General features: G+C 73.5%; 18 protein-coding genes. 9 read left to right on the top strand and 9 right to left on the bottom strand.

Annotation, left to right across the window (positions count from 1 at the left end; genetic code table 11):
• Nucleotides 1-341 precede the first annotated feature (341 nt).
• Together OG335_RS02305 and OG335_RS02300 are read right to left on the bottom strand one after the other, a co-directional pair.
• Nucleotides 342-692, bottom strand: coding sequence for a PRC-barrel domain containing protein (locus tag OG335_RS02305; RefSeq protein WP_405009263.1), 351 nt, complete (start codon nucleotides 690-692; stop codon nucleotides 342-344).
• A gap of 292 nt (nucleotides 693-984) precedes the next feature.
• A complete protein-coding gene (locus OG335_RS02300; RefSeq protein WP_405009262.1) occupies nucleotides 985-1527 on the bottom strand; it encodes an EF-hand domain-containing protein in 543 nt (180 codons plus the stop codon).
• Between the two features lie 256 nt (nucleotides 1528-1783).
• On the opposite strand from OG335_RS02300, the gene OG335_RS02295 reads away from it, so the two are divergent.
• The 3 genes from OG335_RS02295 to OG335_RS02285 all read left to right on the top strand — a co-directional run bounded on the left by OG335_RS02295 (nucleotide 1784) and on the right by OG335_RS02285 (nucleotide 3180).
• Nucleotides 1784-1960, top strand: a complete 177-nt coding sequence (locus OG335_RS02295) for a hypothetical protein (protein ID WP_405009261.1) — start codon at nucleotides 1784-1786, stop codon at nucleotides 1958-1960.
• A gap of 250 nt (nucleotides 1961-2210) precedes the next feature.
• A complete protein-coding gene (locus OG335_RS02290; RefSeq protein WP_405009260.1) occupies nucleotides 2211-2864 on the top strand; it encodes a HemK2/MTQ2 family protein methyltransferase in 654 nt (217 codons plus the stop codon).
• Nucleotides 2848-3180, top strand: a complete 333-nt coding sequence (locus tag OG335_RS02285) for a CDGSH iron-sulfur domain-containing protein (RefSeq protein ID WP_405009259.1) — start codon at nucleotides 2848-2850, stop codon at nucleotides 3178-3180. Before OG335_RS02290 ends, OG335_RS02285 begins: the two co-directional genes overlap by 17 nt.
• Here OG335_RS02285 and OG335_RS02280 read toward each other — a convergent pair.
• Entirely contained in the window at nucleotides 3145-4140 is a 996-nt protein-coding gene (locus tag OG335_RS02280; protein ID WP_405015287.1) for an iron-containing redox enzyme family protein, read from the bottom strand. The genes OG335_RS02285 and OG335_RS02280 overlap by 36 nt on opposite strands.
• A gap of 379 nt (nucleotides 4141-4519) precedes the next feature.
• Between OG335_RS02280 and OG335_RS02275 the strand changes: the two genes are divergently transcribed.
• Entirely contained in the window at nucleotides 4520-4795 is a 276-nt protein-coding gene (locus OG335_RS02275; RefSeq protein WP_405009258.1) for a DUF4235 domain-containing protein, read from the top strand.
• 159 nt (nucleotides 4796-4954) lie between these two features.
• Here OG335_RS02275 and OG335_RS02270 read toward each other — a convergent pair whose 3' ends face one another.
• Nucleotides 4955-5395: an STAS domain-containing protein gene (locus OG335_RS02270; RefSeq protein ID WP_405009257.1), complete on the bottom strand. Its 441-nt coding sequence runs from the start codon at nucleotides 5393-5395 to the stop codon at nucleotides 4955-4957.
• Between the two features lie 129 nt (nucleotides 5396-5524).
• Here OG335_RS02270 and OG335_RS02265 point away from each other — a divergent pair, with 129 nt between their 5' ends.
• Together OG335_RS02265 and OG335_RS02260 are read left to right on the top strand one after the other, a co-directional pair.
• Nucleotides 5525-5878 carry a helix-turn-helix transcriptional regulator gene (locus tag OG335_RS02265; protein ID WP_405009256.1) on the top strand — a complete coding sequence of 118 codons (354 nt, stop codon included), beginning with the start codon at nucleotides 5525-5527 and terminating at the stop codon, nucleotides 5876-5878.
• Between the two features lie 246 nt (nucleotides 5879-6124).
• Nucleotides 6125-6550, top strand: a complete 426-nt coding sequence (locus OG335_RS02260) for an ATP-binding protein (protein ID WP_405009255.1) — start codon at nucleotides 6125-6127, stop codon at nucleotides 6548-6550.
• Nucleotides 6551-6879: 329 nt separating this feature from the next.
• Here the strand turns inward: OG335_RS02260 and OG335_RS02255 are convergent, their stop codons facing one another.
• Nucleotides 6880-7035 (bottom strand): DUF6131 family protein, encoded by a 156-nt coding sequence (locus OG335_RS02255; protein WP_405009254.1) that lies wholly within the window; start codon nucleotides 7033-7035, stop codon nucleotides 6880-6882.
• Nucleotides 7036-7169: 134 nt separating this feature from the next.
• Nucleotides 7170-8339: a glutamate--cysteine ligase gene (locus OG335_RS02250; protein WP_405009253.1), complete on the bottom strand. Its 1170-nt coding sequence runs from the start codon at nucleotides 8337-8339 to the stop codon at nucleotides 7170-7172.
• A 455-nt stretch (nucleotides 8340-8794) separates the two neighbouring features.
• Between OG335_RS02250 and OG335_RS02245 the strand changes: the two genes are divergently transcribed.
• Nucleotides 8795-9352 carry a hypothetical protein gene (locus OG335_RS02245; protein ID WP_405009252.1) on the top strand — a complete coding sequence of 186 codons (558 nt, stop codon included), beginning with the start codon at nucleotides 8795-8797 and terminating at the stop codon, nucleotides 9350-9352.
• A gap of 297 nt (nucleotides 9353-9649) precedes the next feature.
• Complete coding sequence (locus tag OG335_RS02240) at nucleotides 9650-10057, top strand: hypothetical protein (RefSeq protein WP_405009251.1); 408 nt, start codon at nucleotides 9650-9652, stop codon at nucleotides 10055-10057.
• Between the two features lie 141 nt (nucleotides 10058-10198).
• On the opposite strand, the gene OG335_RS02235 is transcribed toward OG335_RS02240, so the two are convergent.
• On the bottom strand, nucleotides 10199-10687 hold the full coding sequence (locus OG335_RS02235; protein ID WP_405009250.1) for a DUF5709 domain-containing protein: 489 nt from the start codon (nucleotides 10685-10687) through the stop codon (nucleotides 10199-10201).
• Nucleotides 10688-10954: 267 nt separating this feature from the next.
• Between OG335_RS02235 and OG335_RS02230 the strand changes: the two genes are divergently transcribed.
• Nucleotides 10955-11386 carry a hypothetical protein gene (locus tag OG335_RS02230; protein WP_405009249.1) on the top strand — a complete coding sequence of 144 codons (432 nt, stop codon included), beginning with the start codon at nucleotides 10955-10957 and terminating at the stop codon, nucleotides 11384-11386.
• 17 nt (nucleotides 11387-11403) lie between these two features.
• Here the strand turns inward: OG335_RS02230 and OG335_RS02225 are convergent, their stop codons facing one another.
• Together OG335_RS02225 and OG335_RS02220 are read right to left on the bottom strand one after the other, a co-directional pair.
• Complete coding sequence (locus OG335_RS02225; protein ID WP_405009248.1) at nucleotides 11404-12528, bottom strand: SRPBCC family protein; 1125 nt, start codon at nucleotides 12526-12528, stop codon at nucleotides 11404-11406.
• Between the two features lie 3 nt (nucleotides 12529-12531).
• A complete protein-coding gene (locus OG335_RS02220) occupies nucleotides 12532-13413 on the bottom strand; it encodes a histone protein (protein ID WP_405009247.1) in 882 nt (293 codons plus the stop codon).
• Between the last annotated feature and the right edge of the window lie 81 nt (nucleotides 13414-13494).

The raw sequence follows: 13494 nt of genomic DNA, 5'->3' as shown, positions 1-13494 counted from the left end.
GTGTGGGGGTTCCGGGACCGCCGTCGAAAGCGGTGGACCACGGCCCGCTCTCCGGGCCTGCTGCCGTCATTCGATGGCCTTTCCGATCGCTCCCCGCCCGCATCACCCTGCCGCCCCGCAGCCTACGCCCAGCCCCGGGAAGCATCCCAGATCCCGGCCGGGGTCCGGCTGCCGGAGGTCACCGGCTCGCAGCACCGGACGCCGAACGCGAGCGGGCCGCCACCGGCACGGTGGCGGCCCGCCGACCGTACGGTCCGGCGTCTCGGCGTGTCGGCCCCGCACCCGGTGTTCAGGGGTGCGGGGCCGGTTCTCCGAAGGTCAGGGACTGCAGTGGTCCGGGTTCACAGCCGGGGGTCGCCGTAGTAGCTGCCGAGCTCGTCGTGGTAGCCGGCGTCGCCGGCGTGCTTGTCGGGGTCGAACTCCGGCGAGTTCTTGATCTCCTCCTTGGAACGGTCGACCCACACCGTCTCCTCCGCGGTGTCGACCCGGGTGATGGTGCCCGCCGGGAGCAGCACGTGCTTGCCGAAGATCCAGGGGCCGGTGTCGACGACGACGTAGGAGGAGCTGACGTCCTCCGAGTGCTTGTCGATCTTGCCGATGTGGCCGTCCGTGGCCTCGACCCGGTACCCGGCGAGGTTGCTGCCGGGGGTGTAGCCGGAGGCGTTCTGGTAGTCCCACATGCCGCTGCTCACAACTTCCTCCTCGTTGTCGGGGTGTGAGGCAGCGCCTCCCCGGCATCCCGGCCCCCATGCGCCCGGCGGGCGCTGGATCGTCGACTGCGGTGCTGAGGCGGGTCGGAGGGGTGCACGGGATGCGGGGTGGTCCGGCCGATGCCGGTTCCGTCGCGCCCTGGCGGGCGTGCAGGTGCCGCCCCGGGCGGCCGTGAACCGGGCCGTGGTGTGTGGGGTGCGTGGGAGGACGTGTCCGGTGGCAGCGGTACCGGCGGCGCTCGCCGCGTTGCCGACGGTGCAGCCCGGTGCCCGGTCACTGGTGCGGGATCTTTCCGCACATCAGGTTTCCGGGCTCCGACGGGTCGTCGCTGATCCAGAACTGGCACCACAGGGCGGCGAATTCGGGTCGGCTGAGGTGGCCGTCCCCGTCGAGGTCGAGGAGGTCGAAGACCTCCTCGACCTCGACGTCCTGCCCGTGCCACGTCTCGACGAGGCGGCGGTGCTCGGTGCGGGAGATGCGGCCGTCCCCGTTGCCGTCCACCGCGTCGAAGATGGTGTCGGCGGTCGCCGCGACGGCCTCGCGCATGCCGGGGAGCCGGTCGACGAGGGTGAGGAGTTCGCTCCTGCTGACCCTGCCGTCGTTGTTCGCGTCGGCCACCTCCAGCAGGCCGCTCCACCAGCCCATGAGGACCGTCTCGACGCGGGCGCGCAACTCCGTGCCCTGCTCGACCCCCGGCAGGCGGCTCCAGCGGTCCACGAGGGCCTCGAAGTCGTCCCTCCGCAGGTAGCCGTCGCCGTCCGCGTCGAACGCGGCGAACATGTTCTGGATCTTGAGCTGCTGAAACACGCTAGCCATGGAGGAGCTTCTCCCAACGCCGAACCGGGCACGCCGTTACGCGTGGCCATCGAGTGGTCACGCTAGGTGGTGGACGGGTGTCCGGTGTCGGATTCCCGGGAATTCCTTCCGCGCCCCGGCGGGTGGGGTACCGTGCCGCGCCCCGACCTCCGGCGTCCACGGCGGACCGACCGCTGCGCGCAGGTGTGGTGTCGCGGACCCGGGGCAGGTGCGGAACCGTATCCGTCGAGGAGTCGAGGAGAGGAAGGCGACCGACATGCCGGGAAAGAACCACGACCTGTCCACACGTGCCGACACCATCGAACCGACCGACCGGGCTCTCGAGGGTTCGACGGCCGAGCGGGCCCGAGCGGTGGTCGCCGCCCACGCGCACCAGGGCGACGACTGCCGACTGCTCCTCGACATGCTCGGACTCCGCGAACCGACGCACTGATCGGGCACCGCTGTACTGATCCGGTACCGGTGTACTGATCGGGTATCGGTGTACTGATCGGGCGCCGACGTGCTCGGGCCGTGCCCATGGCTGCGACGGCCGCCGCGACCGTCACCACGTCGACCCCGGCACCGGGCCGCGGCGCCACCCCGTGGAGGCCGGCCGCACCGTCGCCGTTCTTCGCCTTCCGGCTGTGAATCGGCTCTGACCTGCATGTTTGGGTTCGCATGGTCGTGGGCACGCGCGGATCATGTGGCTGATGAGACCGCCCGGGGTGTACCCGGTGCAGGGCGACACGGCACTTCTGGTGGAGAGTCTGACCGCCGAGCAGATCCACGCCGGTGTGCGCTGCCTGGATCTCGGCACGGGTAGTGGAGCGGTCGCGCTGGCCGCGGCCCGGCTGGGGGCCGAGGTCACCGCGGTGGACGTGTCCTGGCTCGCCCTCGCGACGGCGTGGTCCAACGGGCTGCTGCGTCGGCAGCGTCTCCACCTGCGGCACGGCGACCTCACCCGGCCCGTCCGGCTGCAGGTGTTCGACCTGGTGGTGAGCAACCCCCCGTACGTCCCCGCCGAACGCACCGGTGCGCCGCGACACGGTCCGGCGCGTGCGTGGGACGCCGGTCGGGACGGTCGGCTGCTGCTCGACCGGATCTGCCGGGAGGCGCCGGGGCTGCTGAGCCCCGGAGGTGTGCTGCTGGTCGTGCAGTCCTCGCTGGCCGGTGTCCGCGCCACGGTCGGCGCGATGGAGGACGCCGGACTGCGGGCAGAGGTCGTGGCCCGGCGGCGGCAGGTCTTCGGTCCGGTGATGACGGCCCGCGCCGACTGGTTCGAGCGCCGCGGGCTGATCCGGCCGGGCGTGCGCGAGGAGGAGCTGGTGGTGGTGCGCGGTGTTCGCGGGTGCTGACCGCACCCCGCGCAGGGTGCAACCGGTGACGAACGGCCCGGTGCTGGTGGAAGGGCCGGTCGAGATCGTTCTCCCGGACGGTACGACCGTGCGGTCCGACCGGCCGGTGGTGGCGCTGTGCGTGTGCCGTCGCAGTCGGCGGTACCCGTTCTGCGACACGAGCCACCGGCGGCACCGGCCGCCGCCGCCCGCGGCCCGGGCGGCCCTAGCGGGCGGGTCGGGTGGGCTGGGTGGACCGGGCGAGCCGGACGGCTCCGGCGGCTCGGGTGGCTCCGGCGGATCACCGTCCGGCGGCGAGGGCCCCGCCGCGCAGTGAGCTCGCACCGGCGTCCCACGCCTCGGTGAGAAGGCGCGCGAACCTGGTCTCGGTGAGGGTGCTCGCGGCGATGCCGAAGGCGATGTCGGCCTCCAGCTCCGGCTCCGCCTCCACCATCGGGGCGATGACCTGGTGGCGTACGACCTGCTCGTGGACGGCGTCGGCCTCCACGTGCTCGCGGTAGAACAGGGTGCCTGCCGGGCCCGCACCCAGCCGCTCGAACGCCGCCGCCAGCCGGGCGGCCCCCGGCGGGGAGCCGATCTCGACGGCGGCGAACTGCCCGACCAGGGCGCCGCGCAGCGCGCGGTGCAGGCCGAACATCGACATCAGGTTGACCACGGCGAAGGCCGGGCCGGCCGCCGCGTCCACGTAGTGCCCGTACGCCGGGTCGAGGCCGAAGTCCGCCATCATCTCGCCGAAGAGCCGGGCGTGCGCCCGCTCCGGGTGCCCTGCGCCGTACTCGTCGAACTGGACGGTCATCACCGCGGCACGGGGTGCGCCGGTCAGGCGGGGGACGACCCACAGCTGCGGGTCCGCCTCCTTCAGGTGGTAGAGCGATCGGTGCACCAGGTACTCGCGGGCCTGCTGGCGGCTCCCGGCGGCGAGCAGGCGGTGCGAAGGGCCGCTGCCGGTCCGGGGCTCGGTGAGCAGGTCCTCCAGCAGGGCGCCGAGCGGCCGCACCGGGGTCTCGGCGTGCAGCCCGTCCAGGAAACGGCGCTCCAGTGCGCCGCGCAGGGACAGCAGCGAGGGCGCCCACTCCCAGCCGGGGTCGACGCCGGCGAATCCGCGGTAGTGCAGCTCGTAGCAGACGTACAGGGCCAGGTGCAGGTCCTCGTCCCAGGGGTCCGTGCCGGGATCCGGCACGGGCAGCGGTGGTGATGCCGGACCGGGCGGTCCTGCGGTCAGCGCGGCGAGGAGGCCCGAGGAGAGGTCGCCTCGGGGTGATGGCAGGACGGGCATGGTCACGGGATTCTCCAGGGCCCGGCACGGGACCGCGGGCCCGGCACGGGACCGCGGGTTCGGCCGGCCGCGGGTTTGGCCGGCCGCGGGTTCGGTCGGCCGCGGGTTCGGTCGGCCCGATCGGCGAGGCGAGGCGCGTCACCCGCCGGAGGGGATCCTTCGTGCGGCGTCTGCCCGGTTCGCCGCGGGCCCACACCACGGCCCGGGCAGCCGACCGACCGGGACGCTCCCCCCGGCACCGGCACCGGCACCGGACCCGGACCCGGACCCGGACCCGGACCCGGACCCGAACCGGAAGGCCGTCGCCGGTGTGGTTCGGTGATCCCCATCCGGGTAAGTGCGGCCCGCGGACCGGCCGCCGAGCACCCTGGGGGTACCGATGCCGAACACCGCGAAAATCGTCTACAAGCCGGTCGGGCTCGCCGCCGGCCTCATCGGTGGCGCCCTGGCGAGTTTCGCCTTCCGGAAGCTCTGGGACCGCCTCGGCCCGGAAGGCGACGCCCCGCAGCCCCTGGAACGCGACCACACCTGGCCTGAGGTCCTGTTCGCGGCCGCGATCCAGGGACTGATCCTCTCGGTCGTACGCGCCGCCGTGCAGCGCGGCGGCGCGGTGGCCTGGCGCAGGGCCACCGGGACCTGGCCCGGCGAGGACTGACCGGACCGGGCCGGGGTTCACCACGGCGGTTCACCACGGCCCTGGGCCCTGCTCCCGTACGTCGCAGCGCTCCGGCGGGCGGCTCGCGCCGCCTGCTCCAGTCGGCTGTGGCCGGGCGCCGGCCGTCGGCCCGTGCGGCGGACTGCGGCGGATTCCGGTTCAGCTCTCCTGCCGGGTGGGCGTCGGAGGGGTGCGGTGGGTGAAGAGCGGCAGGGCGTCGCAGACGTCCAGCAGCCGTACGACGGGCGGGCTCGCCGCGCGCAGCCGTACGGGGAAGCCGGCGGTGAGCCCGTGCTGTCGCAGTTCGAGCAGGATGTTCAGGCCTGCGCAGTCGATGAAGGTCACGTCGCGCAGGTCGAGGTCGATCGCTCGCGGTGTCCCGGCCGGGAGTGCCAGCAGCGCGTCCCGGAGGACGGCCGCGTTGTCCTGGTCGATCTCGCCGGCCACCCGCACGCGGCTGAGCCCGCCGAGGGCCCGCACCGTGTGCACCGTCAGCGGTCCCTGCCGGTCGGCACGGGGCGGCGACGGTGTCGGCGCGACCACCGCCACGGAGGAGGGACAGGCGGTGGCCTGGGGCGGCAGGAACGCGTTGTCGAACATGGCGGGCTCCTTCCCGGTCGGGCAGGGCTGTTGATTCGATGCTGCGCGCCGAGGGAACCCATGTCAAGGGATACACGAATGGCAGTGCGTGTATTGCGGTGCAGGAATGGGCGGTCATACGATGGGCGCATGGAGACGCGTGCCGATCCCCGCACCGGTTGGACCTTCCTCACCAACCACGCCCGGGTGCTGTCCCTGATCTCCCGTGACCCCGACATCCGCATGCGTGACGTCGCCACCGCGTGCCAGGTCACCGAGCGCGCCGTGCAGAGCATCGTCACCGATCTGGAGGCCGGCGGGTACATCACCCGCAGCCGCGAGGGCCGCCGCAACCGGTACCACGTCAACCCCGACACCGAGCTGCGTCACCCCGCGGAGGCCGGGCACACCGTCGCCGCCCTCCTCGCACTCCTGGAAGGCCCGCCCGACGTCGCGCCGGCCGGGCCCACCGCGCTGCCGCCGCGGACCGGTGGTGCGGGGTAGGCGCCTGGCGCAGCGGCACAGTGGTGCGGCGAGCGCGGGAGCGGCTGGGGCGGTCCACCGCGGCAGATCACCCCAGGGGCTCACCTCCGGCGCGGAGGCGGACCGCTCGCGCAGGGCCGTCACAGGCCGCGGCGGACCTCCGACGGCCTGGGGCAATGCGCGCCGGAGCAGGTGTGACGGCGGGGGCGGCGGGCAGGCGCCGGTGTGACGAAGGAAATCCCTACGTGACTGCTCCAGGAGCTGTCCATGTGCCCTGTCACCCCGTGCGCCGACCCCGGCCACCACCATCGACTCCACTTCGAGCCCACCGGCGGGGCGACCCCCGTCGGCGACGGCGTGGCCGCCGTGCGACGGGCTCTCGCCGACTGGCACCTCGACGTTTCCGGGGAGGCGGTCGACGATGCCGCGCTCGTGGCCGCGGAACTCGTGGGGAATGCCGTCCGCCATGCGGGCGGCCCCCGGCAGCTCGACCTGGAGCACCGGGGGAACCGCCTGACGATCGCGGTGACGGATTCGAGCCGGGCGCGGCCGCGGCCACGTCCGCACCAGGCGGACGGGGTCGGGGGACACGGGCTGTTCGTCGTCGACCGGCTCGCCGTCCGCTGGGGGCACGACCCGCAGGAGCAGGGGAAGACGGTGTGGGCGGAGATGCTGCTGCAGTCCGGCCGCTGAGGTCGTCTCGACGGCGATCGCTTCCGGGCTCCGTCGAGAACGAGCGCAGCTCGGGCGATGTCGCCGATCCGGCGGGGACAGTTCGGTCACCGAGCTACCGGGATGCCGATCGGATCTGTCACCGAGCTACCGGGATGCCGATCGGCGTCCTACGCGAGGGCGGTGCGGCGACGCCGTGTCCGAGCGGCATTCCGGATCGTGCGAGCCGTCACGGCACCCGTCACGGCCCGGCCGGTCCGGACACCCGTCACGGCCCGGCCGGTCCGGACACCCGTCACGGCCCGGCCGGTCCGGACGCCGACGGCGTCGGAGGGGCACAGCGGTCGGGGTCACCAGTAGTGGCGCCGTCCGCCGACTTCGTGGCCGACGAGTCCGAGGACCCACAGGATCAGTCCGACCACGAGCAGGACCACACCGATGGTCCAGAGGAAGCCCAGCCCCGCAATGAGGCCGATGACGAGGAGGATCACTCCGAGGATGATCATGCGGACTCTCCTTCGAATGCCCCCTGGCCTGCTTCTGCCCGGCGATCCGCAACTCAATCCGGCAGCGCTGCCGGCTCCGGGCGCAGGGGCGGAGGGGCCGAGGGGCGGAGAGTCCGAGGCGCCCGGCGGGCCGGTCAGCGGGAGACGGTCAGGTCGGTGATCAGCCGCAGGAGGCCGGTGAGGCCCGTGTCGGCGAACGCCCGGTGCTGGATCTCGGCGCCGTTGCCCTCGCGGAGCAGTCGGTGGAGCGCTGCGGTCGTCTGCCGGGTGTCCCCTGCATCCTCCAGCGCCCGGGCCGTGTGGTCCACCAGCAGGCTGACGATGTCGCCGACCCGGCGGAGCCGGCCGGTGAGGGGGTCGTGGAGTTCGTCGGTGAGGCCGTACCGGGCGGCATGCCAGCCGGCCCCGGAGAGGCTCTCGGGCTGCCGGTCGGGCATCGGGTGGCCCTCCAGCTCCTCCCGGACGGCGGTGGCGACCAGTGCGCGGACCAGGCCGGCCAGCATGACGGCGTCGTCGGCGCGCATCTGCACGTCCATGGCCCGGACCTCGACCGTCGGGTAGCGGGCGGACAGCCGGGCCTGCCAGTAGATCTGACCCTCGTCGCGGATCATCCGGCTCTCCCGGAGGGCGAGGGTGCGCCGGTCGTAGTCGTCCGGGTCGGCGAACTGCGGCGGGATGCCGGTGACCGGCCAGCGGTTGAACACCACCGTGCGCCAGCTGGCGAAACCGGTCTCGTCCCCCTCCCACACCGGTGAGTTCGCGGCGAGTGCCACCAGGACGGGCAGCCAGGGGCGCAGCCGGTTCAGGGCGGCCACCCGCAGCCGCCGGTCGGGCACGCCCACGTGGACGTGCATGCCGTTGACCAGCTGTTCGTCGGTGAGCCGGGGAGCGTCGGCGTGCATCGCGCGGTAGCGCGCGGAGGGGGTCACCGGTACCGGGGTGCGGCCTGTCATCGGGGCGGCGCCTCCGGCCGCCAGTCGGCAGCCGGACGCCTCCGCGGCCTCCCCGAGGGCGTGCCGCATGCGCAGGAGGTGCCCCCCGATCTCCTCCAGCGTGCCGCACACCGGTGTCGCGATCTCGACCTGTGCCTGGAGGAGTTCGTGCTGGACCTCGCCGGGGTCCAGCGCGGACTGGAGCCGTGCCGCCCCGAGCACCTGCTCGGCGCGGGCCGCGGGCAGTCCGGTCAGCGGGTCGACGAGCAGGTACTCCTCCTCGACGCCGACGCTGAGTACGGGTCCACCCGACGGCCAGCGGTCCTGGGCGGGGACCGGCGCTCCGGCGCCCGAAGGTTCGTCTCGGCTCATGCCGCACGGTTACCCCTCCCGGTGCTCCCGAATCGAGGACCGCGGCCGTTTCCGCGGGCCTGCCGAGGCGGCCGGGTGCCGACGGCGGTGGGGCGACGGCGGTGGGGGTGACCAGGGTGGGGGGTGATCGGGGTGGGGTGACTGTCGGTTCGGCCCGGGGCCGTCCTCCCCGTTCGGACGAACGCCGGTCCACCTTCTCGACACGGCGCCCGCCCTGCCGCCGCGCCGGAACGGCCGGCCCCCGAACGGCGCAGCCACAGGCCCCGCCATGGGCAGGGCCCGGGGCGGCCCCGGCACCCGAACCCGCACCCTCGCGGGCGGGCGGGACCGCGACCTGTCCCGACCGGTGGCGGAGGCATGCGTCCAAGTGGCCGATACCGGGTGCGGTGCGGATGCTTGCAGCGTGTGGTCGATCGGCCACGAACCGGTACCTGCTGTTCGAAGGAGTTCTGACTGTGGCCCGTCCCATGTCCACGGACACGTCCCCGCTGCCGGACGACTGCCCACCACCCCCGGCCGGCTCGGACGAGCGACCCGGCGGGCTGGCGGTGGTGGTCCTCGACGCCGCGGCGGCCAGCCGCCCCGCCCACGAGGTCGCGGAACTGCTGCGCCTGCTGGCCGGACACACCTTCCCCGGCGCGGACGCCGCCGTGCGGGCCGCGGCGGTCCTGCGACCGGTCGCCGAGGTGGCGGAACTCGTCGCGGCACTGGACGGGGAGGGTCCTGCCGTCGACCTGGTGACCACCGAGGCCGTGCTGCGACGCCCGGTCGAAGAGGTGGTGCAACTCGCCGGTCTACTGGCCCGGAGCGCCCCGGATCCGCTGGGCCGCGCGCTCGCCCGGGCGGCGCTGCTGCGTCCGGTGGCGGAGGTCGCGGAGATGGCCCGCGCCCTACCCTCCACCGGGCCCCGGCCGGAAGCGGCACCGGTCGGCGCGGCCCTCTCCGCCGAGGCCGAGGCGAAGCCCTTCCTCGGCCGTGCGCTGCGCTGGTCGACTGCCGCCGCCAAGGGCTGACCGTGGCGGCCGGGCCACCCGGCCCGGCCGCCGTCCCCGGCCGCTCGTCCCCGGGCGGCGTACGACCGTCCGTCACCGCACCGCACGGCACGGGGAGCACCGTGACGCCGTGCCCTGCCCCGCCGCAGAGGCGGTACGGCGGGTCCGGGTTGTTTCGTCCGGTCCACGAGCTGTGACGAGCCGCCGTCCCGGCCGCCACGCGTGGAAGGCGCTCCGGCCGGGAACACGCACGCAGACGACCGGGACGGCGGACCATGACCGACATGACCGACAAGGTGGCGACGGAGGTAGGGGCGCATGACGAGCGGTGACGAGTCCCTGCGGCGGCACGCCCGCCCGGAGGGCGTGGGCGACGCCACGGTCGAGGCGCTGGGGCTGCTCTCGGAAGCGCTGGAGACGACCGTGCGGGCCCGGGGGCGGTTGTACGACTTCCACCAGATGACCGGCGGCGCCGACAAGGCGGTCGGCGAGGCTGTCGAAGCGCTGCGCCGGGCCGGACACGGTGACCTCGCCGACCTGGTGGAGCGCGAGGTGCGGGGCGCGGACGTCCTGCCGGGCATGTGGACGTTCCAGATCGTCGAGGCCTACGACGACGGATACCACCGGCGCTTCACCGAGGTCGAGCGGCAGGTGCGCGAAGCCCTGGTCGGCGGCCGGGACCACATCGCGGAGGCCGAGATGAAGGAGCGCCGCGAGACCCACTGATCGGCGCCGACCGGTGCGAGGGCTGCGGCAGGTGGGGTGCCGTCCGGCGCGGGCCGTCCGGCATCCCTGCACGGCCGTCTCCTGCACGGCGCGGACACCGGGCGGCGCGAGGGGCCGGACGAACCGCCGCGGACCGGCCGACTACGCGGGTGGCGGGACGCCGGGGTCCGCCTCGGTGTCCTCGGCGGGGACGACGTGGACGGCGGCCTCCTCCGCGCCGGCCGCCCCGGCATCGACCCCCACGTCGGTGCCCCACAGCTCCTTCTCCGTGTCAGCGTGGGCCCCCTCGTCGGGAGCCACCAGACGGCCCGCCCGCACGTCCCCGACCTCGCGGTCACGGGGCTCGCCGGCAGCGCCGGGCAGATCGCCGATGCCGTCCCCGGCGGCCTCCCCGACGTCCGGCACCTCCTGGGCGAGCCGCTGGTCGAGCGTCTCGCCGTCGTGCTGCTCCGCCGTGGTCGTCCCCGGCCGGTCGACCGCGAGCGGCCGCTCGGGTGGCGAGTAGCCCTCGTCCAGGACGTCGTCGTAGTCGCGCTCGTCCAGCGCGTTCTCCAGGTCGGGTGGTGTCGCGTCCTCGGGTGCCCCGCCGTCCGGCTGGTAGACGTCGTCCCCCATGTCGCCACTGCTCATGGTCCGTCCTTTCGCGCAGGTTCACACGGCCCGGAATCTCCGGACGGTACGCGCCTACCCGGTATCGGCCGTCGAACCGTCCCCGTCGAACCGTCCCCGCTCTCGTGCCCGTTCTCGTGCCCGCTCTCGCCCGCGGTTCGGCGTCCGCTGTTCGTCGCCCGCGGGGCACCGGCCGTCCGCCGGCCGTCCGGTCCTGCGGATCCCGGCGTGCGATCGGAGAGGGCCGGTCGTTAACGGGGTGTGACTGGTGCTGCGGACGAGGGGCCGATGCTGTGGGCGTTGGCGGTGCGGGAGACGGAGGGCGGGGGCGTCGTCGCGGAGGTGATCGTCGAGGTCGGTGCGGGCGACTACGGGGCGCTGGCGGTGGACGCGTGGGAGAGCGGATTCGTCCTGGCGGCGGGGGAGGCACCGGTGACGACCGGGGCCGTCCAGGTACGCCGGGGAAGGTTCGAGCGGCTGGTACTGGTCGGCGGCAGACAGGTGTGGGAACCGCAGCCCGCGCTCGCGGTGTCGCCGCGCTGGCTGTCGGCCGCCGGAGCCGGGGTGGTGCTGGTGACCGTGGTGCTGCCCGGCACCTGGCCGGGAGACCTCGCGGAACTCCCGGCCGACCGGCGCGCTGAAGCCTTCGAGGAGCGTCTGGAGGCCGCACAGGAGAACGGGACGGTGCTGCAGGGCGTCGTCGGGGTCGTTCTGGCGTGACGGGCCCGCCCGCGTTCTCAGCGCCGGGTCCTGTCGTCCTCGCCCTCGTCCTCCGGTTCGAAGTCCTCCTCGTCGTCCTCGTCCTCATCCTCGGCTTCGTCGTCCTCGCCCTCGTCCTCCGGTTCGAAGTCCTCCTCGTCCGAGTCGTCGAGGGCGTCCTCCTCGATCTCCCCGTCGTCCCCGGGCTCCTCCTGCCGGTCGGCGTCCTCGTCGTACTCCTGCTCCTCGTCGTCCCCGGGTTCCTCGTCGGCGTACTCGTCGTCGCTCTCGGCGTCCTCGTAGCCGTCCTCTTCCTCGTCCTGGTTCTCCTGCTCCCGGGCGGCTTCCTCCTCCTCCATGGCTTCGTCATGGGTCTTGACGACCTCGCCGTCGCGGATCTCGCCGCGCCAGCCGTCGGCCTCGTCGTTGGTGAGCGAGACGTAGCGCTGGAAGTTCTTGAAGTCCAGGCGCAGGCGCCGGCCCTGTGCGCGCCAGATGTTGCCGGTCTTCTCGAAGAATCCTGCCGGGTAGTACTCGACGACGAGGACGATGCGGGTGAGGGTCGGGGTGAGTTCGTGGAAGCTCACCGCACCGCGCGTGCTGCCCTTGGCGCCTTCGGAGGTCCACACGATGCGCTCGTCCGGCACCTGCTCCTGGACGGTCGCCTTGAAGCTGCGCTTGGACGGTCCGACCTTGACCTTCCAGTCGGTGGTGACCTCGTCGCCCTGGGAGACGCTCTGCACGCCCTTGGCGAACCCGCTGAAGTCCTCGTACTTGGTCCAGTGGTCGTAGGCGGTGCGCAGGGGCACGCCGACGTCGAGGGTCTCGATCATGTTCATCGGCTTCTTGCCGGACTTCCGTCCCGGCTTGCCGCCGCCGCCGAACGCCCCCTTGACCTTGTCGACGACGTTGTCCTTGATGCTCTTGGCCTTCTCGCCGAGGAACGCTTTGGCAGGCGAGTCGCCCTGCAGGACGCGAGCCCCGACCTTGGGCAGCACGCCCCCGTTCTCCGCGACGTCGCCGAGCCGGCCCGTCAGGTCGGAGACCTTGTCGCCGGCCTTCTCGACCAGGTGCTCCATCTGGGCACCCAGGTAGTGGACTGCCTCCTCACGCAGCTTGTCGAAACCCGAGGTGTCGGGGGACTTGCGGTCCGTCGTGGCCATGGCCTACCTCCCGCGGGTGGAGCGCGTGGACGGCTTGCCCGCGGTGGTGGTCTTCGTGGCCGCGCTCTTCTTGGCCGCAGTCTTCTTCGCTGCGGTCTTCTTCGCCGGCGCGGCGGCCTTCGGGCCCGAGGCCTTCTTGGCCGCGCTCTTCTCCGGTGCAGCGCGGGTCGTCGAGCGTTTGGCGGGGGGAGCGGACTTCGCCGGGGCCTTCTTGGCGGCTGCGGACGACTTCTTGGCCGGGGCCGCCTTCTTCGCCGGCTTGCGTTCGGGTGCGGGCTCGTCGTCCCGGGACGCCGCCCGTGAGGCACGCCTGCCCGGTCGGTCACCGCTCGCCGTACGCCGCCGTCGCGGTTTCTCCTCCGGCTCCTCCTCAGGCTCCTCCTCGGCGGGTTCCTCCTCCGGTTCCTCCTCGGCCGTTCCCTCCTCCTCATCCGGCTCCACGTCGCCCGGTCCCTCGTCCTCCTCCGGCTCCTCCTCGTCGTACGGTTCCTCCTCGGCCTCCTCGTCCTCGGCCTCCTCGTCGTACGGTTCCTCGTCCTCCCACTCCTCCTCGTCCACCGCCTCGGGCTTCGGCTTGCCGACGTTGAGGGTGCGCTCACGCAGGGAATCGGCGAGCTCCCCGACGCGCCGGTTGGCCGCGGCGACCACCGCACGTTTGCCCGCTTCCAGCAGTTCCCCCTTGACCTGCTCGTTGAGCTCCGCGACCTGGGGCACCTCACCGAGTTTCCGGAGCCCCTCGGTGGCGAGTTGACGCGGATCCAGCCCGAACCGCCGTCCGGCCAGGTAGGTCGCGGCGGCGAAGGCGAGCCGCCCCTTCTTCGCGCGGCCGAGTACGTATCCGCCGGCGACCGCGGCGGCCAGGGCGACTTTGGCGGTGTCCTTCATGAGACAGGTCCCTTCGGCATGTGCCCCTTCTCGATGGACGGGCGCCGCGCAAAGGGGCACGTACGGTGCCGTGGTCGGCCC

It is taken from the genome of Kitasatospora sp. NBC_01539 (assembly GCF_045040525.1).
Taxonomy (GTDB): Bacteria; Actinomycetota; Actinomycetes; order Streptomycetales; family Streptomycetaceae; genus Kitasatospora.
This window is presented reverse-complemented; position numbering and strand designations above follow the sequence as displayed.

Coding starts and splice junctions, on each gene's coding strand:
- OG335_RS02280 (WP_405015287.1), bottom strand. CDS start 4,140: ATGCCCGTCCTGCCATCACCCCGAGGCGACCTCTCCTCGGGCCTCCTC.
- OG335_RS02260 (WP_405009255.1), top strand. CDS start 6,125: ATGTGCCCTGTCACCCCGTGCGCCGACCCCGGCCACCACCATCGACTC.
- OG335_RS02290 (WP_405009260.1), top strand. CDS start 2,211: ATGTGGCTGATGAGACCGCCCGGGGTGTACCCGGTGCAGGGCGACACG.
- OG335_RS02295 (WP_405009261.1), top strand. CDS start 1,784: ATGCCGGGAAAGAACCACGACCTGTCCACACGTGCCGACACCATCGAA.
- OG335_RS02230 (WP_405009249.1), top strand. CDS start 10,955: ATGCTGTGGGCGTTGGCGGTGCGGGAGACGGAGGGCGGGGGCGTCGTC.
- OG335_RS02250 (WP_405009253.1), bottom strand. CDS start 8,339: ATGAGCCGAGACGAACCTTCGGGCGCCGGAGCGCCGGTCCCCGCCCAG.
- OG335_RS02275 (WP_405009258.1), top strand. CDS start 4,520: ATGCCGAACACCGCGAAAATCGTCTACAAGCCGGTCGGGCTCGCCGCC.
- OG335_RS02270 (WP_405009257.1), bottom strand. CDS start 5,395: ATGTTCGACAACGCGTTCCTGCCGCCCCAGGCCACCGCCTGTCCCTCC.
- OG335_RS02240 (WP_405009251.1), top strand. CDS start 9,650: ATGACGAGCGGTGACGAGTCCCTGCGGCGGCACGCCCGCCCGGAGGGC.
- OG335_RS02225 (WP_405009248.1), bottom strand. CDS start 12,528: ATGGCCACGACGGACCGCAAGTCCCCCGACACCTCGGGTTTCGACAAG.
- OG335_RS02220 (WP_405009247.1), bottom strand. CDS start 13,413: ATGAAGGACACCGCCAAAGTCGCCCTGGCCGCCGCGGTCGCCGGCGGA.
- OG335_RS02235 (WP_405009250.1), bottom strand. CDS start 10,687: ATGAGCAGTGGCGACATGGGGGACGACGTCTACCAGCCGGACGGCGGG.
- OG335_RS02300 (WP_405009262.1), bottom strand. CDS start 1,527: ATGGCTAGCGTGTTTCAGCAGCTCAAGATCCAGAACATGTTCGCCGCG.
- OG335_RS02265 (WP_405009256.1), top strand. CDS start 5,525: ATGGAGACGCGTGCCGATCCCCGCACCGGTTGGACCTTCCTCACCAAC.
- OG335_RS02255 (WP_405009254.1), bottom strand. CDS start 7,035: ATGATCATCCTCGGAGTGATCCTCCTCGTCATCGGCCTCATTGCGGGG.